This window comes from Pseudomonas sp. B1-22 (genome assembly GCF_050474425.1).
GTDB lineage: Bacteria > Pseudomonadota > Gammaproteobacteria > Pseudomonadales > Pseudomonadaceae > Pseudomonas.
Window position 1 is genome coordinate 735,831 of sequence record NZ_JBCHVH010000004.1, and the last position, 21,431, is coordinate 757,261.

General features: G+C 66.2%; 19 protein-coding genes and 1 pseudogene. 13 read left to right on the forward strand and 7 right to left on the reverse strand.

Going from position 1 to position 21,431, the window contains the following annotated elements; translation table 11 throughout:
* The first annotated feature begins 71 nt into the window (after window positions 1–71).
* Window positions 72–956 carry a transcriptional regulator HexR gene (hexR, locus tag ACQ5BL_RS18935; RefSeq protein ID WP_152227592.1) on the forward strand — a complete coding sequence of 295 codons (885 nt, stop codon included), beginning with the start codon at window positions 72–74 and terminating at the stop codon, window positions 954–956.
* A 218-nt stretch (window positions 957–1,174) separates the two neighbouring features.
* On the forward strand, window positions 1,175–1,390 hold the full coding sequence (locus ACQ5BL_RS18940; protein WP_243807480.1) for a PA3496 family putative envelope integrity protein: 216 nt from the start codon (window positions 1,175–1,177) through the stop codon (window positions 1,388–1,390).
* Here the strand turns inward: ACQ5BL_RS18940 and ACQ5BL_RS18945 are convergent.
* Window positions 1,344–2,279 carry a LysR family transcriptional regulator gene (locus ACQ5BL_RS18945; protein WP_207885002.1) on the reverse strand — a complete coding sequence of 312 codons (936 nt, stop codon included), beginning with the start codon at window positions 2,277–2,279 and terminating at the stop codon, window positions 1,344–1,346. The genes ACQ5BL_RS18940 and ACQ5BL_RS18945 overlap by 47 nt on opposite strands.
* Window positions 2,280–2,507: 228 nt before the next feature.
* Between ACQ5BL_RS18945 and ACQ5BL_RS18950 the strand changes: the two genes are divergently transcribed.
* Together ACQ5BL_RS18950 and oadA are read left to right on the forward strand one after the other, a co-directional pair.
* Window positions 2,508–3,923 (forward strand): acetyl-CoA carboxylase biotin carboxylase subunit, encoded by a 1,416-nt coding sequence (locus tag ACQ5BL_RS18950; RefSeq protein WP_243807481.1) that lies wholly within the window; start codon window positions 2,508–2,510, stop codon window positions 3,921–3,923.
* Between the two features lie 10 nt (window positions 3,924–3,933).
* A complete protein-coding gene (oadA, locus tag ACQ5BL_RS18955; protein WP_243807482.1) occupies window positions 3,934–5,742 on the forward strand; it encodes a sodium-extruding oxaloacetate decarboxylase subunit alpha in 1,809 nt (602 codons plus the stop codon).
* Between the two features lie 113 nt (window positions 5,743–5,855).
* Here the strand turns inward: oadA and ACQ5BL_RS18960 are convergent, their stop codons facing one another.
* Window positions 5,856–6,128, reverse strand: a complete 273-nt coding sequence (locus ACQ5BL_RS18960; RefSeq protein WP_243807483.1) for a hypothetical protein — start codon at window positions 6,126–6,128, stop codon at window positions 5,856–5,858.
* A 231-nt stretch (window positions 6,129–6,359) separates the two neighbouring features.
* On the opposite strand from ACQ5BL_RS18960, the gene ACQ5BL_RS18965 reads away from it, so the two are divergent.
* On the forward strand, window positions 6,360–6,701 hold the full coding sequence (locus ACQ5BL_RS18965) for a zinc ribbon domain-containing protein YjdM (protein WP_207884978.1): 342 nt from the start codon (window positions 6,360–6,362) through the stop codon (window positions 6,699–6,701).
* 211 nt (window positions 6,702–6,912) lie between these two features.
* Here ACQ5BL_RS18965 and ACQ5BL_RS18970 read toward each other — a convergent pair whose 3' ends face one another.
* The 3 genes from ACQ5BL_RS18970 to ACQ5BL_RS18980 all read right to left on the reverse strand — a co-directional run bounded on the left by ACQ5BL_RS18970 (window position 6,913) and on the right by ACQ5BL_RS18980 (window position 10,018).
* Window positions 6,913–7,752: an acyl-CoA thioesterase gene (locus ACQ5BL_RS18970; RefSeq protein ID WP_243807484.1), complete on the reverse strand. Its 840-nt coding sequence runs from the start codon at window positions 7,750–7,752 to the stop codon at window positions 6,913–6,915.
* Between the two features lie 78 nt (window positions 7,753–7,830).
* Window positions 7,831–8,859 carry a DUF5924 family protein gene (locus ACQ5BL_RS18975; RefSeq protein WP_243807485.1) on the reverse strand — a complete coding sequence of 343 codons (1,029 nt, stop codon included), beginning with the start codon at window positions 8,857–8,859 and terminating at the stop codon, window positions 7,831–7,833.
* Between the two features lie 250 nt (window positions 8,860–9,109).
* On the reverse strand, window positions 9,110–10,018 hold the full coding sequence (locus ACQ5BL_RS18980; protein ID WP_243807486.1) for a LysR family transcriptional regulator: 909 nt from the start codon (window positions 10,016–10,018) through the stop codon (window positions 9,110–9,112).
* Window positions 10,019–10,208: 190 nt separating this feature from the next.
* On the opposite strand from ACQ5BL_RS18980, the gene ACQ5BL_RS18985 reads away from it, so the two are divergent.
* The 8 genes and pseudogenes from ACQ5BL_RS18985 to ACQ5BL_RS19020 all read left to right on the forward strand — a co-directional run bounded on the left by ACQ5BL_RS18985 (window position 10,209) and on the right by ACQ5BL_RS19020 (window position 18,624).
* Window positions 10,209–11,009 carry a carbon-nitrogen hydrolase family protein gene (locus ACQ5BL_RS18985; protein ID WP_243807488.1) on the forward strand — a complete coding sequence of 267 codons (801 nt, stop codon included), beginning with the start codon at window positions 10,209–10,211 and terminating at the stop codon, window positions 11,007–11,009.
* A 174-nt stretch (window positions 11,010–11,183) separates the two neighbouring features.
* Window positions 11,184–12,674: an aldehyde dehydrogenase gene (locus ACQ5BL_RS18990; protein ID WP_243807489.1), complete on the forward strand. Its 1,491-nt coding sequence runs from the start codon at window positions 11,184–11,186 to the stop codon at window positions 12,672–12,674.
* Window positions 12,675–12,749: 75 nt separating this feature from the next.
* A pseudogene (locus ACQ5BL_RS18995) lies at window positions 12,750–12,817 on the forward strand (hypothetical protein); the annotation flags it as partial.
* Window positions 12,818–12,866: 49 nt separating this feature from the next.
* Window positions 12,867–14,249, forward strand: coding sequence for an aspartate aminotransferase family protein (locus ACQ5BL_RS19000; protein WP_243807490.1), 1,383 nt, complete (start codon window positions 12,867–12,869; stop codon window positions 14,247–14,249).
* A 208-nt stretch (window positions 14,250–14,457) separates the two neighbouring features.
* Window positions 14,458–15,510 carry an ABC transporter substrate-binding protein gene (locus tag ACQ5BL_RS19005; protein WP_243807491.1) on the forward strand — a complete coding sequence of 351 codons (1,053 nt, stop codon included), beginning with the start codon at window positions 14,458–14,460 and terminating at the stop codon, window positions 15,508–15,510.
* Between the two features lie 68 nt (window positions 15,511–15,578).
* Complete coding sequence (locus tag ACQ5BL_RS19010; RefSeq protein WP_243807492.1) at window positions 15,579–16,970, forward strand: purine-cytosine permease family protein; 1,392 nt, start codon at window positions 15,579–15,581, stop codon at window positions 16,968–16,970.
* Window positions 16,967–18,079, forward strand: a complete 1,113-nt coding sequence (locus ACQ5BL_RS19015) for a class II histone deacetylase (protein WP_243807493.1) — start codon at window positions 16,967–16,969, stop codon at window positions 18,077–18,079. Before ACQ5BL_RS19010 ends, ACQ5BL_RS19015 begins: the two co-directional genes overlap by 4 nt.
* Window positions 18,080–18,231: 152 nt before the next feature.
* On the forward strand, window positions 18,232–18,624 hold the full coding sequence (locus ACQ5BL_RS19020) for a lysozyme inhibitor LprI family protein (protein WP_243807494.1): 393 nt from the start codon (window positions 18,232–18,234) through the stop codon (window positions 18,622–18,624).
* A 430-nt stretch (window positions 18,625–19,054) separates the two neighbouring features.
* On the opposite strand, the gene fdhA is transcribed toward ACQ5BL_RS19020, so the two are convergent.
* On the reverse strand, window positions 19,055–20,254 hold the full coding sequence (fdhA, locus tag ACQ5BL_RS19025; protein ID WP_243807496.1) for a formaldehyde dehydrogenase, glutathione-independent: 1,200 nt from the start codon (window positions 20,252–20,254) through the stop codon (window positions 19,055–19,057).
* Between the two features lie 286 nt (window positions 20,255–20,540).
* Window positions 20,541–21,398: a formyltetrahydrofolate deformylase gene (locus tag ACQ5BL_RS19030; protein WP_243807498.1), complete on the reverse strand. Its 858-nt coding sequence runs from the start codon at window positions 21,396–21,398 to the stop codon at window positions 20,541–20,543.
* Window positions 21,399–21,431: the final 33 nt, after the last annotated feature.

Sequence of the window (21,431 nt, forward strand, 5' to 3'; positions counted from 1 at the left end):
GCGTGTCGATTTGTAGTATAACTACAACAAGACTACAGAATTCTCAGACAATCATCACCGAGCCTACCCCTGTGAACCTTTTGCAGCACATTGCCCAGTCGCGTCATCTGCTCCGCAAGTCGGAGCTCAAGGTTGCCGATCACGTGATGCAGGACCCTGCATCGGTCATGCACAGCTCCATGGCGGACCTCGCTCATGGCGTTGGCGTCAGCGAGCCGACCATCGTGCGCTTCTGCCGCGCCATCGGTTGCAGCGGTTTCCAGGACCTCAAGCTCAAGCTGGCGCAGAGCCTGGCCGCCGGTGCCAGCTTCGGCCAGTTCTCGATCAACGAGACCGACTCGGTGGCGGACTTCAGCCTGAAGATCTTCGACACCACCCTGCACTCGCTGATGGAAGTGCGCGAGCACCTCGATACCCACGCCCTGGAGCGCGCCATCGCGGCCATCGCCCATGCCCAGCGCGTGGAGTTCTACGGCTTCGGCGCGTCCGGCGCGGTGGCGGCGGATGCCCAGCACAAGTTCTTCCGCCTGCTGCTCTCGGCGGCTGCCTATTCCGACCCGCACATGCAGGCCATGTCGGCGGTGACCCTCAAGCCCTCGGACGTGGCCATCTGCATCTCCCAGTCCGGCCGCTCCAAGGACCTGCTGGTGACCGCCAACCTGGTGCGTGAGGCCGGCGCCACGCTGATCACCCTGTGCCCCAGCCAGACCCCGCTGGCGGACCTCGCCACGGTCAACCTGGCGGTGGACGTGCACGAAGACACCGACATCTACACCCCGCTGACCTCGCGTATCGCCCACCTGGTGGTGATCGACGTGCTGGCGATGGGCGTGGCCATGGCCCGTGGCCCGGACCTGGTGAACCACCTCAAGAGCGTGAAGCGCAGCCTGCGCAGCCTGCGCCTGTCGCCGAAAGTGGTGAAGAGCCACGAGGAGCGCCCGGAAGAGGCGTCCTAAGCGCTTTTGTGTAGGAGCGAGGGGGACGCCTAGTTCTTGCTCGCGAATGGATTTTCTGGCGGCTTCAGGGCTGGACGGTTCGCGAGCAAGCTCGCTCCTACAAAAACAGCCTGACTACCGCCCGTCGGCGTCACCGGTGCTTCACCGCCACGTCGTCAAACGGTCATCCGTCGTCAGCATGCTGGCGTCTCCAGCCCTTCGGCCTTGGGAGATGCGAGATGCCCCGCCATATCGACGACACCCAGCTCCAACTGGACGCCAAGACCCGCCGCAAGATTGAAGACCAGCGGCGCATGCAGTTCCGCCGCGCCATCGAAGACCGCATGGAGGCGCAGCGCCTCGCCGTGGAAACCTCCGATTACCCCGACCTGATCGCCGTCGCCTACCTCACTTCTGCGCGGGCGGGCCGGCGAAGCGTTCGGCCAGCTGGCTGATCAGCGCCCGCTCTTCACGGATGAAGGCGACGAACGCCTGGGCCACCGGGCTCAGGCGCTTGCCGCGGGCGTGCACCAGACACCAGCTGCGGTACAGCGGCAGCTCTTCCACCGGCAGTTCGCGCAACAGGCCCGAGTGCAGTTCGCGGCTGACCGCATGGCGCGGCAGCAGCGCCAGGCCCAGGCCGGCCAGCACGCCTTCCCGCGAGCCCTCCAGCGAGGCGAATTCCAGCGTCTGCGGGAAATGCGCGCGCTTCTGCTGGAAGTGCTCCTCGCAGGCCTTGCGCGTGCCCGAACCGGGCTCGCGGACCAGCAGCGGGTAGGGCTCCAGGTCCTTCAGCGACAGCTTGGCCGCGTTGCACAGCGGGTGGTCCGGCGGCGCCACGGCGACGATCGGGTTGTTCAGGAAGGGCAGGAACTCCAGGGCCATGTCCTGCGGCACCAGGGACATGATCACCAGGTCGTCGCGGTTGTCCGAGAGACGCTTGATCGCCTGGGCGCGGTTGACCACCGTGAGGTTCAGGCTGACATCCGGGTGCTGCGCGTGGAAGGCGGCGAACAGGTGCGGAGTGATGTACTTGGCGCTGGACTCCACCGCCAGGCGCAGCTGGCCCTGCAGCGAACCCTTGAGGTCGGACAGGTTCATGTCCAGCACTTCCAGGCGCTGGAAGATGTCGTTGGTGGCGCGCAGCAGGGCGTCGGCGGCGTCGGTCTGGTAGAGCTTCTTGCCGATGTATTCGAACAGCGGCTGGCCGACCAGTTCTTCCAGCTGGCGAATTTGCAGGCTGACCGCCGGCTGGGTCAGCGCCATTTCCTCGGCCGCCCGGCTGTAGGAACGGCTTTCGCACACTGCGCGGAAAACCTGCAGCTGGCGAAGGGTCATACGCATCAATGACTTACGCATAGAAGCCTGTCTTTTGGCGGTATTCTCGAATGACTATAAAGCATTCTTTATGGCTACCCCAATAATTATTGATTTTGGTTAATCCTCCTTCCCGCGCTAGGGTAAATCCCACGCCGGAACCCGCTCCGGCCCACACGTCCAGTTGCCGCCACCGGCGCTGCCGATTGGTTTTTACGCCGGGGTCCCAAAGGCCCGGGCCGAGGGAAAGCCGTAGTGATCAAGAAAATCCTGATCGCCAACCGTGGGGAAATCGCTGTCCGGATCGTGCGCGCCTGCGCCGAGATGGGCATCCGCTCGGTGGCCGTCTACGCCGACGCCGACCGCCACGCCCTGCACGTCAAGCGTGCCGACGAAGCGCACAGCATCGGCACCGACCCGCTCGCCGGTTACCTCAACCCGCGCGCCCTGGTGAACCTGGCGGTGGAAACCGGTTGCGACGCACTGCACCCGGGCTACGGCTTCCTCTCCGAGAACGCCGAGCTGGCCGATATCTGCGCCGAGCGCGGGATCAAGTTCATCGGCCCGTCGGCGGAAGTCATCCGCCGCATGGGTGACAAGACCGAAGCGCGCCGCAGCATGATCGCCGCCGGCGTGCCCTGCACCCCGGGTACCGAAGGCAACGTCGCGGACCTGGCCGAAGCCATCTCCGAGGCCGAGCGCATTGGCTACCCGGTGATGCTCAAGGCCACCTCCGGCGGTGGCGGCCGCGGTATCCGCCGCTGCAACAGCCGCGAGGAGCTGGAGCAGAACTTCCCCCGCGTGATCTCCGAGGCCACCAAGGCCTTCGGCAGCGCGGAAGTCTTCCTCGAGAAGTGCATCGTCAATCCGAAGCACATCGAAGCCCAGGTGCTGGCCGACTCCTTTGGCAACACCGTGCACCTGTTCGAGCGCGACTGCTCGATCCAGCGCCGCAACCAGAAGCTCATCGAGATCGCCCCGAGCCCGCAGCTCACCCCCGAGCAGCGTGCCTACATCGGTGACCTCTCGGTGCGCGCGGCCAAGGCCGTGGGCTACGAGAACGCCGGTACCGTGGAGTTCCTGCTCGCCGATGGCGAGGTGTACTTCATGGAGATGAACACCCGCGTGCAGGTGGAACACACCATCACCGAGGAAATCACCGGCATCGACATCGTCCGCGAGCAGATCCGCATCGCCTCGGGCCTGCCGCTCTCGGTGAAGCAGGAAGACATCATCCACCGTGGCTTCGCGCTGCAGTTCCGGATCAACGCGGAAGACCCGAAGAACAACTTCCTGCCGTCCTTCGGCAAGATCACCCGCTACTACGCGCCCGGCGGCCCCGGCGTGCGCACCGATACGGCGATCTACACCGGCTACACCATCCCGCCGTACTACGACTCGATGTGCCTGAAGCTGGTGGTCTGGGCGCTGACCTGGGAAGAGGCGCTGGACCGTGGCCTGCGTGCGCTGGACGACATGCGCGTGCAGGGCGTGAAGACCACCGCCGCCTATTACCAGGAAATCCTCAAGAACCCGGAATTCCGTAGCGCGCAGTTCAACACCAGCTTCGTCGAGAGTCACCCGGAACTGACCGAGTACTCCATCAAGCGCACCCCGTCGCACCTGGCCATCGCCATCGCCACCGCCATTGCCGCCCACGCTGGCCTGTGAGGATCATCGAATGAGCAAGAAAGTCACCATCACCGATACCATCCTGCGCGACGCCCACCAGTCGCTGCTGGCGACCCGGATGCGCACCGAAGACATGCTGCCGATCTGCGACAAGCTCGACCAGGTCGGCTACTGGTCGCTGGAAGTCTGGGGCGGCGCCACCTTCGACGCCTGCGTGCGCTTCCTCAAGGAAGACCCGTGGGAGCGCCTGCGCAAGCTCAAGGCCGCGCTGCCCAACACCCGCCTGCAGATGCTCCTGCGCGGGCAGAACCTGCTGGGCTACCGCCACTACAGCGATGACGTGGTCCGCGCCTTCGTCGCCAAGGCCGCGGTCAACGGCATCGATGTGTTCCGCATCTTCGACGCGATGAACGACGTGCGTAACCTGCGCGTTTCCATCGAAGCGGTGAAGGCTGCCGGCAAGCACGCCCAGGGCACCATCTGCTACACCACCAGCCCCGTGCACACCATCGAGGCCTTCGTTGCCCAGGGCCGCGCCATGGCGGACATGGGCGTGGACTCCATTGCCATCAAGGACATGGCCGGCCTGCTGACCCCCTACGCCACCGGCGAACTGGTCAAGGCGCTGAAAGATGCGCTGCCGCTGGACGTGGTCGTGCACTCCCACGACACCGCCGGCGTGGCCAGCATGTGCCAGCTGAAGGCTGTCGAGAACGGCGCTGATCGCATCGATACCGCCATCTCCAGCATGGCCTGGGGCACCAGCCACCCGGGTACCGAGTCGATGGTTGCCGCCCTGCGCGACACTCCGTTCGACACCGGCCTGGACCTGGAACTGATCCAGGAAATCGGCATGTACTTCCACGCCGTGCGCAAGAAGTACCATCAGTTCGAGAGCGAGTTCACCGGCGTGGACACCCGCGTGCAGGTCAACCAAGTGCCGGGCGGGATGATTTCCAACCTGGCCAACCAGCTCAAGGAACAGGGCGCGCTGAACCGCATGCCGGAAGTGCTGGCGGAAATCCCGCGCGTTCGCGAAGACCTGGGCTTCCCGCCCCTGGTCACCCCGACCTCGCAGATCGTCGGCACCCAGGCGTTCTTCAACGTACTGGCCGGCGAGCGCTACAAGACCATCACCAACGAGGTGAAGCTGTACCTGCAGGGCCGCTACGGCAAGGCGCCGGGCAAGATCGACGAGACGCTGCGCCGCCAGGCCATCGGCAACGAGGAAGTCATCGACGTCCGTCCGGCCGACCTGATCAAGCCGGAACTGAACAAGCTGCGCGAGGAAATCGGCAGCCTGGCCAAGTCCGAAGAGGACGTGCTGACCTACGCCATGTTCCCGGACATCGGCCGCAAGTTCCTCGAAGAGCGTGCCGCCGGCACCCTGAAACCCGAAGAGCTGCTGCCGATCCCCAACGGCAAGGGCGTCGCTGCGGCCGGCGGTGAAGGCGTGCCGACCGAGTTCGTGGTCGACGTGCATGGCGAGAGCTACCGCGTGGACATCACCGGCGTCGGCGTGAAGACCGACGGCAAGCGCCACTTCTACCTCTCGGTGGACGGCATGCCGGAAGAAGTGGTGTTCGAGCCGCTCAACGAGTTCGTCAGCGGTGGCGGCAGCAAGCGCAAGAACGCCAGCGAGCCGGGCCACGTCACCACCACCATGCCGGGCAACATCGTCGACGTGCTGGTGAAGGAAGGCGACAGCGTCAAGGCCGGCCAGGCCGTGCTGATCACCGAAGCGATGAAGATGGAAACCGAGGTGCAGGCGGGCATCGCCGGCACCGTGAAGGCCATTCACGTGGCCAAGGGCGACCGGGTCAACCCCGGTGAGATCCTGGTGGAAATTGAAGGCTGACCAAGGACAGACGGGTCTTTAAGGTTCAGTCCCCGGGGGAGCACGATGCTCCCCCTTTTTTTTTGCCTGCGCGATCGGCGTGCGCCGGGAAGGGCGCACGCCACTGCGGGACTTTACTGCTGCTGTTGCTGCTCGGCGGCGGACTGCTCGGTGGACTGCGGAGCAGCGGCCGGAGCGGCTTGTGCTTCCGGAGCCGGAGCGGCGGCCGGTTGGGTTTGCGGGGCTGCGGCAGGTTCGGCCGGGGCAGGAGCCGGCGCGGGAGCCGGAGCAGGGGCCGGAGCGGCCGGCTGGGCGGCGGGCGCGCTGGCTTGTGGAGCCGGTTCGGGTTTCTTGTCGCAGGCGGCGAGGAGGGCGCAGGTGGCGAGGAGGATGCAGAGACGTTTCATGGAGTGCTCACTCTTGAACGGTTGGCGGAAAATCGGCCGGACGACCGAAGCCCGCAAGCTTTGCCGCGCATTGCAGAGGAGGGAATGCTGAAGGTTCCGAGCCTCGTCCGGAGTTTTCCGAAACGCTCTTGTGAGAAAGGAAAAAGGGCTGTCCGACTGAGGAGGCCGACAAGGAGGGGTTAAACCTTATATACTTTGCGGTCTTTCAACCGTTCCAATGTGAGAATCGCCGTGAGCACCTTGCCTGCCTGCCCAAAATGCAACTCCGAATACACCTATGAAGACGGCGACCTGCTGATCTGCCCGGAGTGCGCTCACGAGTGGTCCGCCAATGGCGCGGCCGAGGCCGACGGCGATGCTCGTGTGATCAAGGATTCCGTAGGCAACCTGCTGCAGGACGGCGACACCGTCACCGTGATCAAGGACCTGAAGGTCAAGGGTTCGTCCCTGGTGGTGAAGGTCGGCACCAAGGTGAAGAACATCCGCCTGGTGGACGGTGACCACGATATCGATTGCAAGATCGACGGCATCGGCGCGATGAAGCTGAAGTCGGAGTTCGTGAAGAAGGTCTGAGTCTTCTCGCAGACATGAAAAAGCCCGGCCAAGTGCCGGGCTTTTTCATGTCTGCCGTTTCGTAGGATGGCGTGGAGCGAAGCGATACCCATCACGGCGGATAACGCTGCGCGTTATCCGCCCTACATGCTTTTTGTTCCAGGGTTCCCTTGTAGGAGCGGGCCATGCCCGCGATCGCGCGCATGGCGCGCTCCTACAGGTCGGGTACAGGTCATTCCTTGTAGTAAACGATCTGGTTGCTGGTCGCCAGCAGCTCGCCCGATTCGCTCCACAGTTCCGCCGCCTGGTCGAAGAAGCCGTTGCGGAAGGCCTGGCCGCGGGCGTCGCCGAGCAGGTAGCCGGTGCCGACTTCCGCCAGTTGCGCGTGGTCAGTATGGAAGTAGGTGGTGATCGACACAGTGCCTGCCGGTACCGGGGTGGCGCGGCGCAGCCAGACGCGCGGGTAGAAGATATCGCTCATCGCCGCCAGCGACAGGAAGTCCAGCGGGCGGGGCTGGGCGTCGCGCAGCCAGAACTGGCTGCGGCTGTGCTCGCCGCTGCCGTCCCAGCGGGTCGGGATGCTGCCGCTGGCGGCGCGCATTTCGTACTGCTGCGGCCAGGCCACGCTCTTGCCCGCAAGGGACATCCGCTCCAGTTCGCCGGGCGGGGTCACCTGTGGCATGTGCAGGTCGCTCTGGCTCCAGGTCTCGCGGCGCAGGGCGGTGACCAGGGTGGCGGTGGTGGTGACCTGCTGCTCGCCGCTCTCATCGGCCTGCAGCAGTTGCAGCAGCCAGTGCTGGGTCGAGCGGTTGGTGCGCACCGGCGTGGCCTGGACCTGGAAGGCGCCGGCCACCACGGCGCTGGCGTAGTTGACCGTCAGCGACAGCGGGCTGCCGAGCAGCTGTGGGTGGCGCAGCGCGCCCTGCAGGAGGATGGCCGCGGTGATGCCGCCGAAGGGGCCGACCATGTTCCAGTAGTCCTGGCTGGTGTGGCCGTCGTAGAGGCCGGGCTGGCCTTCCACGGGTTGCAGGGCGACGGCGCGGTCGAACGGGTGCAGGGCGGTATCGGTCATGACTCTCTCGGCGCTTTCTGTTCTCGGAAGAGGAACTTTTAGGGGAAAGCGCCGCTTAGGGTCAAGGATACCGGGCGGTCAGGGTGTGACCTCGAAACGCAGGGTGCCGATCACCTGCCCGGCCTCGGTGAGCACCTGCACCTGCCAGTCGCCGACCGGGTCGGTCGGGAAGTTCTGCTTGTGCGTCCAGGCGCGGTAGCCGGCTTCGCGGCCGCCCTTGATGTCCAGCGCGATGCGGTCGACTTCCTGGCCGTTCAGGCGCCAGGCATGGTAGATGCGCTCGTTCAGCCCGCGCGGCGCGTTGATCGCGGTGTAGGCGTAAAGGCCTTGGCTTTTTATCTGCGCGACGCTGACGGTTTCCAGGCTGTCGCCGGGGGTGCGCTGGGCGTTGTCGAAGCTTTCGGTCACTGCCATCTCGGTCATCCACAGGGTCGAGGGCGGCACCCAGGCGCGGGCGAACCAGCCCACCGCGCCGATCGACAGGGTCAGGCCGACGAGGGCGAACCAGCGCCACCATTTATGGATCTTCACCGTCACCGCCAGGCTCGGGAAGGACAGCAGCACGGCGATGCCCAGCGCCGCCTGGTAGCTCTGCGGGGTGCTCAGGTGGAGGATGATCGGCAGCGCGGTGAGCAGCACCGCGAACAGCGTCAGGGTGTGGTAGCCGAGGAAGGTCCAGCGCCGCACCGAGAGGAACTTGTAGTAGATCGGGTCGGTGATCGCCATCAGCCCGGCCAGCGTCAGCGCACCGGTGAACAGGGCCTGGCCGCTGTTCCAGGTGGTGGTGACGAAGAAGAACGGCAGGCAGAAGAACAGGCTTTCCTGGTGGATCAGCTGGGTCGCGTAGCGCAGCAGGCCCGGCGGCACTTCCCAGCCGAAGCGTCGCTTGAAGCGGTCGGTGAGCAGGTTTTCCAGCATCAGCCAGATCCAGCTGACCAGCATGACGATGGCCATCACCCGGGCGAAGCCGGCGCGGTGGCGGTCCACCATGATGAAGCTGAACACCCCGGAGCAGAAGCCGAACAGGGCGATGACGCGCGGGTAACGCTGCAGCAGGCCGAGGACGAGGGTGATCAGGCGCTGCACGCGCTCTTTCCAGATGAGCATGGGCGGGGCGGGACAACGAAAGCGAAAGGAGGCGGGATTGTAACCTCCTGGGCCGGTTGGGGGCAGCGGGGATGATGGGAGGGGATGGGAATGCCTTTGCGCGGGCGGCTCTTCGTAGGAGCGAGCCATGCTCGCGAATCGCACGGCACGGTGCCGGCGGGGAGATCGCGGGCATGGCCCGCTCCTACGGGGGATGCATGGGCCAATCTTGCAGGATCGAGGGCGCCCCTCGCTCCTACGAAAAGCGGCCTCAGTGCTGCCCGCCCAGCTCTTCCCGCGCGTAGTCGACGAACAGCTGCGCCGGCTTGGTCAGCTGGGCGCGCTTGAGCCAGGCGGCGACCAGGCCGGAGGCGCTGACGTCCTCGGCGATGTTCACCATCACCACTTTCTTGCCGTCGTAGGTGCACTCCGAATGCGGGCGGGTCACCAGCACCGAGAAGCCGAAGCCCTGGCCGACCATGCCGCGCACCATCTCGATCGACGGCGAGCTGAAGGCGATGTGCGGGTTCAGCCCAAGTTCCTCGAAGATGCTCACGAAATAGGTACGACTGGGCTGCACATCGAGCAGGATCATCGGCTCCAGGGCAAGGTCGCGCAGGGAGACTTTTTCCTGCTGGGCGAAGCGGTGGTCCGCCGGCAGCAGCGCATAGGGGCGCTGGGCCTGCATCAGCGGGTCGGTGGCGATGGTGCCGTCCAGGTCGTGGTCGTAGAGAAGGGCGAGATCGAAGCGGCCGGCGGTCAGGCCCTGCACCAGTTCCTGCTGCTCGCCGTCGCTGATGCGGATTTCCACGCCCGGATAGCGTTCGCGGAAGCCCGCGATCAGGCGCGGCAGGTAGAGCGGGGCGACGGTCTCGAAGCAGCCGATGTCGATCTGCCCGGCCACCACGTCGTTGTCCGCCAGGGCGTTCTGCTCGAACTCGTGGGCCATGCGCAGCAGTTCCTGCGCCTTGCGGTAGAAGCGCGCGCCGCTGGGGGTCAGCGACACGCCCTGGGCGTGGTGGCGGATGAACAGCTGGACGCCGAAGCTTTCCTCCAGGCCCTTGATCGCCGTGGAGATGGACGGCTGCGCGATGTACAGCTTGCGCGACGCCTCGGCCACGCTGCCGCATTCCACGGTGGTCACGAAATACTTCAATTGCCGCAAGGTATAGGAAGCCACTGCACGCCTCGTTGATGCTTTTTTATACAAGATACCGTGTTGCGCCGCCCCGCGGGGGCGGCCCGTGGCGAAGATTTTCCTCGCCGGCGACCACATTTTTCATGGCCTTGACCGTCTGCTGCGTCCCGCCGGGCACGGGCATACTCCGGCGACCGCGCAATTTTCCTACACGCAGCTCGGAGTAAAGCTCATGCGCATCGCCTTGTGGCAGACCTGCGGACTTTCCGGCGACATCGCCGGCAACCTCGAACAGCTGGAGCGCCAGGCCGACGCCGCGGCGGCGGCCGGTGCACAGCTGCTGCTGTGCCCGGAACTGTGGCTGGGCGGCTACAACGTTCCCCAGCGCATGGCCGAGCTGGCCGAGGCGGCGGACGGCCCGTCGGCACGCTGCATTGGCGAGCTGGTGGCGCGGCGCCTCGGCATCGCGATTGCCTACGGCTACGCCGAGCGCCATCCCCAGGGCGGCAAGCCGTACAACTCGGTGCAGGTGATCGGCCCGAGCGGCGAACCCATCGCCCATTACCGCAAGACGCACCTGTTCGGCGCCATGGAAGCGGAGCTGTTCAGCCCCGGCGACCGCCTGGGGCTGCCCTTCGAATACGCCGGCTGGCGTATCGGCCTGCTCAATGGCGTCGACCTGGAATACCCCGAGGCGGTGCGCACCCATGCCCTGAACGGCGCCGGACTGGTGCTGATTCCCACCGCGCTGACCCCGGAGTACGCCGTGGTGTCGAGCGTGATCGCCCCGGCGCGGGCGCTGGAGAACCAGCTGTTCGTCGCCTGCTGCAGCCGTAGCGGGGTGGAGGAGGGGCTGCAGTTCCTTGGCGGTTCCTGCATCGCCGCGCCGGATGGCCAACGGCTGGCGGTGGCCGGTTCGGGCGAGAGCCTGCTGTTGGTGAACCTGGACCCAAACCAGCGGGCCAATCTGGCGGAGACCTTCCCCTACCTGCCGGGCCGCCGCCCCGAGCTGTACGGCGCGCTCACCCGCTGACGGCAAGCCCCGTGGCGGTGCGCCGCGAACCATCGCGGTGCGGGCTGCCCAGCTTTTTCATATACCCCGAAGACAAATTTAATAATTTTCCTATCTCGGGGCTTGCGCGACCATCGATTGCATATCCAGAACAACAGAGTCGCCCGTGATGCGACTTGAAGCAGGAGTGCCTTGGTGTACGAGCTCAACGACTGGCAGCAGCGCGCTGCCCGGCAGACCTTCATCGACAGCGCCCTGATCGGCGGCCGCCGCGTGGCCGCTCGTGACGGCGCCACCTTCGCTTCCATCGACCCGGCGACCAACCGCCTGCTGGCCAATGTCGCCGCCTGCGGCGAGGCCGAAGTCGACGCCGCCGTGCGTGTCGCCCGCCAGGCCTTCGAGACCGGCCCCTGGGCGCGCATGGCGCCACGCGAGCGCAAGGCCGTGCTGCTCAAGCTCGCCGAGCTGATGATGGCGAATCGCGACGAGCTGGCCCTGCTGGATACCCTGAACATGGGCAAGCCGGTGATGGACGCGTGGAACATCGACGTGCCCGGCGCCGCTGGCGTGTTCTCCTGGTACGCTGAAAGCCTCGACAAGCTCTACGACCAGGTCGCGCCGACCGCCCAGGACGCCCTGGCCACCATCACCCGCACCCCGCTGGGCGTGATCGGTGCCGTGGTGCCGTGGAACTTCCCCCTCGACATGGCCGCCTGGAAACTGGCTCCGGCCCTGGCCGCCGGTAACTCCGTGGTGCTCAAGCCCGCCGAGCAGTCGCCGTTCTCCGCCCTGCGCCTGGCCGAGCTGGCGCTGGAAGCCGGCATCCCCGAAGGCGTGCTGAACGTGGTCCCGGGCATGGGCGAAAGCGCCGGCAAGGCCCTCGGCCTGCACCCGGATGTGGACGCCCTGGTGTTCACCGGCTCGACCCAGGTCGGCAAGTACTTCATGCAGTATTCCGCCCAGTCCAACCTCAAGCAGGTCTGGCTGGAGTGCGGCGGCAAGAGCCCGAACCTGGTGTTCGCCGACTGCCGCGACCTCGACCTGGCCGCCGAGAAGGCCGCCTTCGGCATCTTCTTCAACCAGGGCGAAGTCTGCTCGGCCAACTCGCGCCTGCTGGTGGAGCGTTCGATCCACGACGAATTCGTCGAGCGCCTGATCGCCAAGGCCCGCAACTGGGCGCCGGGCGACCCGCTGAACCCGGCCAGCCGTGCCGGCGCCATCGTCGACGGCAAGCAGACCGCCGGCATCCTGCGCTGCATCGACCAGGCCGCCAACGACGGCGCCAAGCTCGCCTGCGGTGGCCGCCAGCTGAGCTTCAACGGCTCGGACAACTTCATCGAGCCGACCATCTTCACCGGCGTGCGCCCGGAGCAGAGCCTGGCCCGCGACGAAGTGTTCGGCCCGGTGCTGGCGGTGATCCCGTTCGACAGCGAAGACGACGCCGTGCGCATGGCCAACGACAGCATCTACGGCCTGGCCGCCTCCCTGTGGAGCGACGACCTGCACCGTGCCCACCGCGTGGCGCGCCGCCTGAACGCCGGCACCGTGTCGGTGAACACCGTGGACGCCCTGGACCCGGCGATTCCGTTCGGCGGTGGCAAGCAGTCCGGCTTCGGCCGCGACCTGTCGCTGCATTCGTTCGACAAATACACCCAGCTGAAGACCACCTGGTTCCAGCTGCGCTGAAGCCCATCGGACCCGACCCGCGCCATGCTCGCGGGTTGTGGTCCGGTCGGGCAGGCAAGAGATGCTCTAGAACTTATTTTCGTACCCGAACCGCTCGAGACGGCCGGTGAGACTGCCCAGGTAAGTCCGTCGCCCTCGATCCCTGCAAACCCCGATGGCCAGACGTACGCCTCGGGAACTTGGAGAACGTCGATGACCGACCAGATCAGACCGCAACGTGACACCCGCGATTACCAGAAAGCGGACGCGGCTCACCACATCCATGCCTTCCTCGACCAGAAGGCGCTGAACGCCGAAGGCCCGCGCGTGATGGTGCGCGGCGAAGGCCTGCACCTGTGGGACAACGACGGCAACCGTTACCTGGACGGCATGTCCGGCCTGTGGTGCACCAACCTGGGCTATGGCCGCAAGGACCTGACCGCCGCCGCCACCGCGCAGCTGGATGAACTGCCCTACTACAACATGTTCTTCCACACCACCCACCCGGCGGTGATCGAGCTCTCCGAGACCCTCTTCAGCCTGCTGCCCGACCACTACAGCCACGCGATCTACACCAACTCCGGCTCCGAGGCCAACGAGGTGCTGATCCGTACCGTGCGTCGCTTCTGGCAGGTCGCCGGCAAGCCGCAGAAGAAGATCATGATCGGCCGCTGGAACGGCTACCACGGCTCCACCCTGGCAGCCACCGCGCTGGGCGGCATGAAGTTCATGCACGAGATGGGCGGCCTGATCCCGGACATCGCGCACATCGACGAACCCTACTTCTTCGCCGCCGGCGGTGACCTGACCCCGGCCGAGTTCGGCCGTCGCTGCGCCCTGCAGCTGGAAGAGAAGATCCTCGAGCTGGGCGCGGAAAACGTCGCCGGCTTCATCGCCGAGCCGTTCCAGGGCGCCGGCGGCATGATCTTCCCGCCGGAAAGCTACTGGCCGGAAATCCAGCGCATCTGCCGTCAGTACGACGTGCTGCTGTGCGCCGACGAAGTGATCGGCGGCTTCGGCCGTACCGGCGAGTGGTTCGCCCACCAGCACTTCGGCTTCCAGCCCGACACCCTGTCCATCGCCAAGGGCCTGACCAGCGGCTACATCCCCATGGGCGGCCTGGTGCTGAGCAAGCGCATCGCCCAGACCCTGGTGGAAGAGGGCGGCGTGTTCGCCCACGGCCTGACCTACTCCGGCCACCCGGTGGCGGCGGCGGTGGCCGTGGCCAACCTGCGCGCGCTGCGTGACGAGGGCTGGGTCAACCAGGTGAAGAACGACACCGGTCCGTACCTGCAGCAGTGCCTGCGCGAAGTCTTCGGCAACCACCCGCTGGTGGGCGACATCCAGGGCGCCGGCTTCGTCGCCGCGCTGCAGTTCGTCCAGGACAAGGCCACCCGCAAGCGCTTCGAGAACGAGAACGACATCGCCTGGCGCTGCCGCACCATCGGCTTCGAGGAGGGCGTGATCATTCGCTCGACCCTCGGCCGCATGATCATGGCGCCGGCGCTGGTCGCCGGCCGTGCCGAGATCGACGAGCTGGTCGAGAAGACCCGCCGCGCGGTCGACCGCACTGCCCAGGAAATCGGCGTGCTCTAAGGCGCCCTGTAGGAGCGAGCTGCTCGCGAACCGCCCCGCTGCGGATTCGCAAAGAGCGTTCGCGAGCAAGCTCGCTCCTACAAAAGCTATTCCAACAACAACGCCGCGAGCGCGAAGACGCCCGCGCGATGGAACCCCTTAAGGCCGGCTTCTGGTCGGCTGCTGCCCAGCAACACAACAACGCCAACCGGCTGTGGGAGTTCGTTCCATGTATCCGTCCTTGCTCAAGCACGCAACCCTGTCCTGCGCCCTGCTCGCCACTGCCATTGCCGGCAGTGCCCAGGCGCAATCGCAAAGCCTGACCGTGATCTCTTTTGGCGGCGCCACCAAGGCGGCCCAGGAGCAGGCCTATTTCAAACCTTTCGAAGCCAGCGGCGCCGGGAAGATCGTCGCGGGTGAATACAACGGCGAGATGGCCAAGGTGAAGGCCATGGTGGACGTCGGCAAGGTCACATGGGACGTGGTGGAAGTGGAAAGCCCCGAGCTGCTGCGCGGCTGCGAGGAGGGCCTGTTCGAGCGCATCGATCCGGCGGCCATCGGCAACGAATCGCAGTTCGTACCCGGCACCCTGAGCGAGTGCGGCGTGGCCACCTACGTCTGGTCGATGGTGATGGCCTACAACAGCGCCAAGGTCGCCAAGGCGCCGCAGAGCTGGGCGGACTTCTGGAACACCGCCGAATACCCGGGCAAGCGCGGCCTGCGCAAGGGCGCCAAGTACACCCTGGAAATCGCCCTGCTGGCCGATGGCGTGAAACAGGAAGACCTGTACAAGGTGCTCGGCACCAAGGAGGGCGTCGATCGTGCCTTCGCCAAGCTCGACCAGCTCAAGTCCAACATCCAGTGGTGGGAAGCCGGCGCGCAACCGCCGCAGTGGCTGACCGCCGGTGACGTGGTAATGAGCGCCGCCTACAACGGCCGTATCGCCGCCGCCCAGAAAGAAGGCGTGAAGCTCGGCATCGTCTGGCCGGGCAGCCTGTACGACCCGGAATACTGGGCCGTGGTGAAGGGCACCCCGAACAAGGCGCTGGCCGAGAAGTTCATCGCCTTCGCCAGCCAGCCGCAGACCCAGAAGGTCTTCTCCGACAACATCCCCTACGGCCCGGTCAACAAGGGCACCCTGGACCTGCTGCCGGCGGACGTGCGCAACGCACTGCCCACCGCGCCGGCCAACCTCGAAGGCGCCCGCGCCGTCGACTCCGCCTTCTGGGTGGATCACGGCGAGGAACTGGAACAGCGCTTCAACGCCTGGGCGGCACACTGATCCCGTCCTGACTCGTGCCCGGCGTCCGCGCCGGGCACCTGCCTCGTATTACCCGCGTGAGACCTCCAATGACAACGACGCAAAATTCGTCGGCGACCCTGGAGCTGAGCACCATTCAGCCCATTGCCGCCCATGAACGTCACGGCCGTGCCCGTGATCTTTTCACCATCTGGTTCGGCAGCAACATCATGCTGCTCACCGTGGTCACCGGTGCGCTGGCCGTCACCGTGTTCAAGCTGCCGTTCTTCAGCGCCGTGCTGGCGCTGGTGCTCGGCCACCTGGTCGGCGGGATCTTCATGGCCCTGCACTCGGCCCAGGGCCCGCAGCTGGGCGTGCCGCAGATGGTGCAGACCCGCGGGCAGTTCGGCTCCTTCGGTTCGCTGCTGGTGGTCGCCCTGGTGGTGATCATGTACCTGGGCTTCTTCGCCTCCAACCTGGTGCTCGGCGGCCAGACCCTGAGCGCGCGCTTCCCGGCGATCAGCACCAACCAGGGCATCCTCGCGGTCGGCGCACTGAGCGTCATCGCCACCATCTTCGGCTACCGCCTGATCCACGGTTACACCCGGCTGATGTGCTGGCTGTCCGGCGCGGTGCTGCTGGTCTGCTTCGTCTGGCTGCTGTTCGTCCACGGCCTGCCGGCGGACCTGCTGGAGCGTAACGAAACCACCATCCCCGGCTTCCTCGGCGCGTTGTCCATCGCCGCGCTCTGGCAGTTGGCCTACGCACCCTACGTCTCCGACTACTCGCGCTACATGCCCCAGGGCACCGGTTCGCGCACGGCCTTCTGGTCGAGCTACTGGGGCTGCTGCCTGGGCTCGATCCTGCCGATGCTGCTCGGTGTTCTGGTTGGCCTCGCGGTTGGCGAAGGCGACGTGATCGCCGGGCTGATCGAGATGACCGGTGGCTTCAGCGCCGTGATGGTCGCAGTGTTCTCCTTCGGCATCGCCGCCACCAACTCGATGAACCTTTACTGCGGCACGCTCTCCACCATCACCGTCGGCCAGACCCTGCTCCCGGCGTGGAGCGCCAAGGCCGGCTGGCGCACGGTGATCGCCCTGGCGCTGTTCGGCGGCTCCCTGGCCATCGCCCTGCTGGGCCAGGACAACTTCATGGCCAACTACACCAACTTCATCCTGCTGCTGCTCTACGTGCTGGTGCCCTGGAGCGCGATCAACCTGGTCGACTACTACCTGGTGGCCCACGGCGAGTACGACGTGCTGTCGTTCTTCCGCCGCGACGGCGGCATCTACGGCACCTTCAACTGGACCGCGGTGAACTGCTACATCTTCGGCATCCTGGTGCAGATCCCCTTCATGTCCACCGCGCTCTACACCGGCCCGGCCGCGCAAGCCATGAACGGTGCGGACATCTCCTGGGTGGTCGGCCTGGCCGTGGTGTCGCCGGTCTACTGGCTGTTCAGCCGCAAGCGCCAGCAGAGCCTGAAGGTGGCCCGCGCATGAGCCGTCGCACCGGATTCTTCTTCGATGAACGCTGCTTCTGGCACGCCACCGGGCTGCACGCCCTGATCCTCCCGGTCGGTGGCTGGCTGCAGCCGCCGGTGGGCGGCGGCCATGCCGAGTCGCCGGAGAGCAAGCGCCGGCTGAAGAGCCTGATGGACGTCTCCGGCCTCAGCAATCAGCTGCATCTTTCCAGCGCGCCCCTGGCCAGCGAGGAAGACCTGCTGCGGGTACACCCGGCGAGCTACCTGGAGCGCTTCAAGGCCTACAGCGAAGCCGGCCATGGCGACATGGGCGAGGAAACCATGGTCAGCCATGGCACCTACGACATCGCCCGGCAGTCCGCCGGCCTGACCATCGCCGCGGTGGACGCGGTGCTGCGCGGCGAACTGGACAACGCCTACGCGCTGTCCCGTCCGCCGGGTCACCACTGCCTGCCGGATCGTGGCATGGGCTTCTGCTACCTGGCGAACATCGCCGTGGCGGTGGAGACGGCCAAGGCGCGCCATGGCATCCAGCGCGTGGCGGTGCTGGACTGGGACGTGCACCACGGCAACGGCACCGAGGCGATCTTCTACGGCCGCGACGACGTGCTGACCCTGTCGATCCACCAGGCCGACTGCTATCCCACCGGCACCGGCGCGGTGGACGACATCGGCGAGGGCGCGGGCAAGGGTTACAACCTCAACGTGCCGCTCTATCCGGGCAGCGGTGACGACGCCTACCGCGTGGCCATGGAGACCATCATCGTGCCGGCGCTGGAACGCTTCCAGCCCGAACTGATCGTGGTCGCCAGCGGCTTCGACGCCAACGGCGTGGACCCGCTGGCGCGTATGCTCGCCCACAGCGAGACCTTCCGCTTCATGACCGCCGCTGTGCGCGACGCCGCCGAGCGCCTGTGCGATGGGCGCCTGGTGGTGGTGCACGAGGGTGGTTATGCGGAGGCCTACGTGCCGTTCTGCGGTCACGCGGTGATCGAGGAAATGGCCGGCGTGCGCACCGAAGTGGTCGACCCCTTCCTGCCGATGCTCGAAGGCCAGCAGCCGGATGCTGACTTCCGCGCCTTCCAGCGCCAGGCCCTGGCGCGGATGGCGGAGAAGCTGCTGGGTTGATAGTCCGGCCAGGCGGCGTATAACCGCGAACGGTTATACGCCCTACGGGTCGCCTTCGGGCTTGATTCGCCGTTCATGGCCCGACGGTACCCCGCTCGGAAGTTCGAGCGGCTAGAGTGGGGGCTCAATCCAGTTGAACGGATCGCGTCCCCATGAAGCTCATGCTCCTGTCCCTCGGCCTGCTGGCCGCTCCTCTCGCCGCCCACGCGGCCGACTGCGCCAACCCCATGGACCAGGCCACCTTCAATGCCTGCGCCGCCCAGGAATACTCCGCCGCCGACAAGCGCCTCAATCAGACCTACAACGCCTATCGCCAGCGTCTGGACGCAAAACAGAAGGAAAGCCTGAAGGATGCCCAGCAAGCCTGGCTGCATTACCGCGACCTGCACTGCAAGTTCGCCGCCTCCTCGGTGGAGGGCGGCTCGGCCTACACCATGGTGTTCGATGGCTGCCTGGCCGAGGTGACCGATGCGCGAGTGAAGGAGCTCAAGGGCCTGTCCGCCTGTGAGGAAGGGGACCTCGACTGTCCCGCGCCGAAGCCGTAACGTCCGCGTGATCGTAGGAGCGCCCCATGGGCGCGATTCGCGGGCATGGCCCGCTCCTACGGGGAGAACCTGCGTTGCGGATGGTTGGCTCTCGTAGGAGCGGATCTTATCCGCGAAGCGTACTGCACGGTGGCGGCCGGGATATCGCGGACAGAGTCCGCTCCTACGGGGTTTCGCCTGCAGTTTGCGGTGCGACTGGCCGACGGCTCTTGTAGGAGCGAGCTTGCTCGCGAACCGCACGGCACGATGTCGGCCGGGTACGGGATTTCACCTGTGGGCTGAGGTGCGCCTGAGAGGCTCTTGTAGGAGCGGACTCTGTCCGCGAACCGCACGGCACGGCGTTGGGCAGCAGGCAAAAAAGAGGGAGCCTTGCGGCTCCCCTGGAGAGACGACCGCGGTAGTGGGACCGCGGTCGGGGGTGGTTGCACCGTCAGGCGGCGCGGAAAATGTTGTGCGGGTCGATGACGAATTTCTTCGGCACGCCGGCATCGAACTGGCCGTAGCCCTTCGGTGCGTCGTCCAGGGTGATGACTTCCACCCCGACGATGTCGGCGATCTTGATGCGATCCCACATGATGGCCTGCATCAGCTGGCGGTTGTACTTCATGACCGGGGTCTGGCCGGTGTGGAAGGTGTGCGACTTCGCCCAGCCCAGGCCGAAGCGGATGCTCAGCGCGCCGTGCTTGGCGGCGTCATCCACCGCACCCGGGTCTTCGGTGACGTACAGGCCCGGGATGCCGATCTTGCCGGCAACGCGGACCACGCCCATCAGCGAGTTGAGCACGGTGGCCGGAGCCTCGTGCTGCGACCCGGAATGGCCATGGCCTCGGGCTTCGAAGCCCACCGCGTCGATCGCGCAGTCCACTTCCGGCTCGCCCAGCAGATCGGCGATCTGCTCGTGCAGCGGGGTGTCCTTGGACAGGTCGGCGATTTCGAAGCCCTGGGACTTGGCATGGGCCAGGCGGGTCGGGTTGACGTCACCGACGATCACCACGGCGGCGCCCAGCAGGCGGGCCGAGGCAGCGGCGGCAAGACCCACCGGACCTGCGCCGGCAACGTAGACGGTGCTGCCCGGACCCACGCCGGCAGTCACTGCGCCGTGGTAGCCGGTGGGCAGGATGTCGGAGAGGCAGGTCAGGTCGCGGATCTTCTCCATCGCCAGCTCGCGGTTCGGCAGCTTCAGCAGGTTGAAGTCGGCGTAGGGGACCATCACGTATTCGGCCTGGCCACCGACCCAGCCGCCCATGTCGACGTAGCCGTAGGCGCCGCCGGCGCGAGCCGGGTTGACGGTCAGGCAGACGCCGGTGTGCTGCTCCTTGCAGGTGCGGCAGTGGCCGCAGGCGACGTTGAACGGCACCGAGACCAGGTCGCCGATCTTCATGGTTTCCACGCCACGGCCGATTTCCACCACCTCACCGGTGATCTCGTGACCCAGCACCAGGCCGACCGGCGCGGTGGTACGACCGCGCACCATGTGCTGGTCGGAGCCGCAGATGTTGGTGGAGACCACGCGCAGGATCACCCCGTGGTCGATCTGCTTGCCCTGCGGGTCCTGCATCTTCGGATAGGGGATGTTCTGTACTTCGACCTTGCCCGGGCCGAGATAAACCACACCACGATTGCCAGACATACGCATTCCTCATTGTGTTTGTGGGTACAAATGCGGGCACTAGGGCCACGCGGTTTTGCACTGGGATGTCGTGTGTTGCGCGACAGGGCCGGGTCGTACTGCTGGCAGCCGGCGGGTCTGTCGGTGTTGCTCGGTGGTTGGGTGGGCGCTCAGGGAGCCCCTCACCCCAGCCCTCTCCCAGAGGGAGAGGGGGCTTGTTCGGTGTATCAATTGGGCGCCGAATTCACCGGCGGCTCCAGACAGTCCCCTCTCCCGCTTGCGGGAGAGGGTTAGGGTGAGGGCGTTCTTAAAGCACCACCGTCCGGTTGGCGTTCAGGAACACCCGGCGTTCGATATGGAAGCCCACGGCTTTCGCCAGGGTCAGGCACTCCACGTCGCGGCCCTTGGCGATCAGGTCCTCGGGGTAGTAGGCGTGGTCCACGGGCTCGACGCCCTGGGCGATGATCGGGCCTTCGTCGAGGTCGTTGTTGATGTAGTGGGCGGTGGCGCCGACCAGCTTCACGCCCTTCTGGTAGGCCTGGTGGTAGGGCTTGGCGCCCTTGAAGCCGGGCAGCAGCGAGTGGTGGATGTTGATCGCCCAGCCGTCCAGCTTGCGGCACAACTCGGGGGAGAGCACCTGCATGTAGCGCGCGAGGATCACCAGCTCTGCGCCGGATTCCTCGATTACCTTCCACACCTTCGCCTCCTGCGCGCCCTTGTCGTTCGGGTCGAGGGGGAAGTGGTGGTAGGGGATGCCGTGCCAGCGGGCCAGGGGTTCCAGGTCCGGGTGGTTGGAGACCACCGCCACCACGTCCATCGGCAGCTGGCCGATGCGCTGGCGGTAGAGCAGGTCGTTCAGGCAGTGGTCGGCCTTGGAGACCATGATCACCACCTTGCTGCGGTAGCCCGGCGGGGTCAGCTCGACGTTCATCTGGAAGGGCGAGACGCGGTCGGCGAGGCCGGTGCGGAAGGCCGCTTCGTCGAAGCCGTCGCCGGCCCGGAACTCGATGCGGATGAAGAAGCGCTGCGCCAGGCGGTCATCGAACGAATGGTGCTCGGTGACGTAGCAGTGTTGTTCGAACAGGTAGCGCGTGACCACGTCGACCGTGCCCAGCAGGCTCGGGCTGTCGGCGGTGAGAATCCAGGTCTCGGGTGTGCGGCTCATGGTCTGGCTCCGATCGGAGAGTGCCCCCGCTCC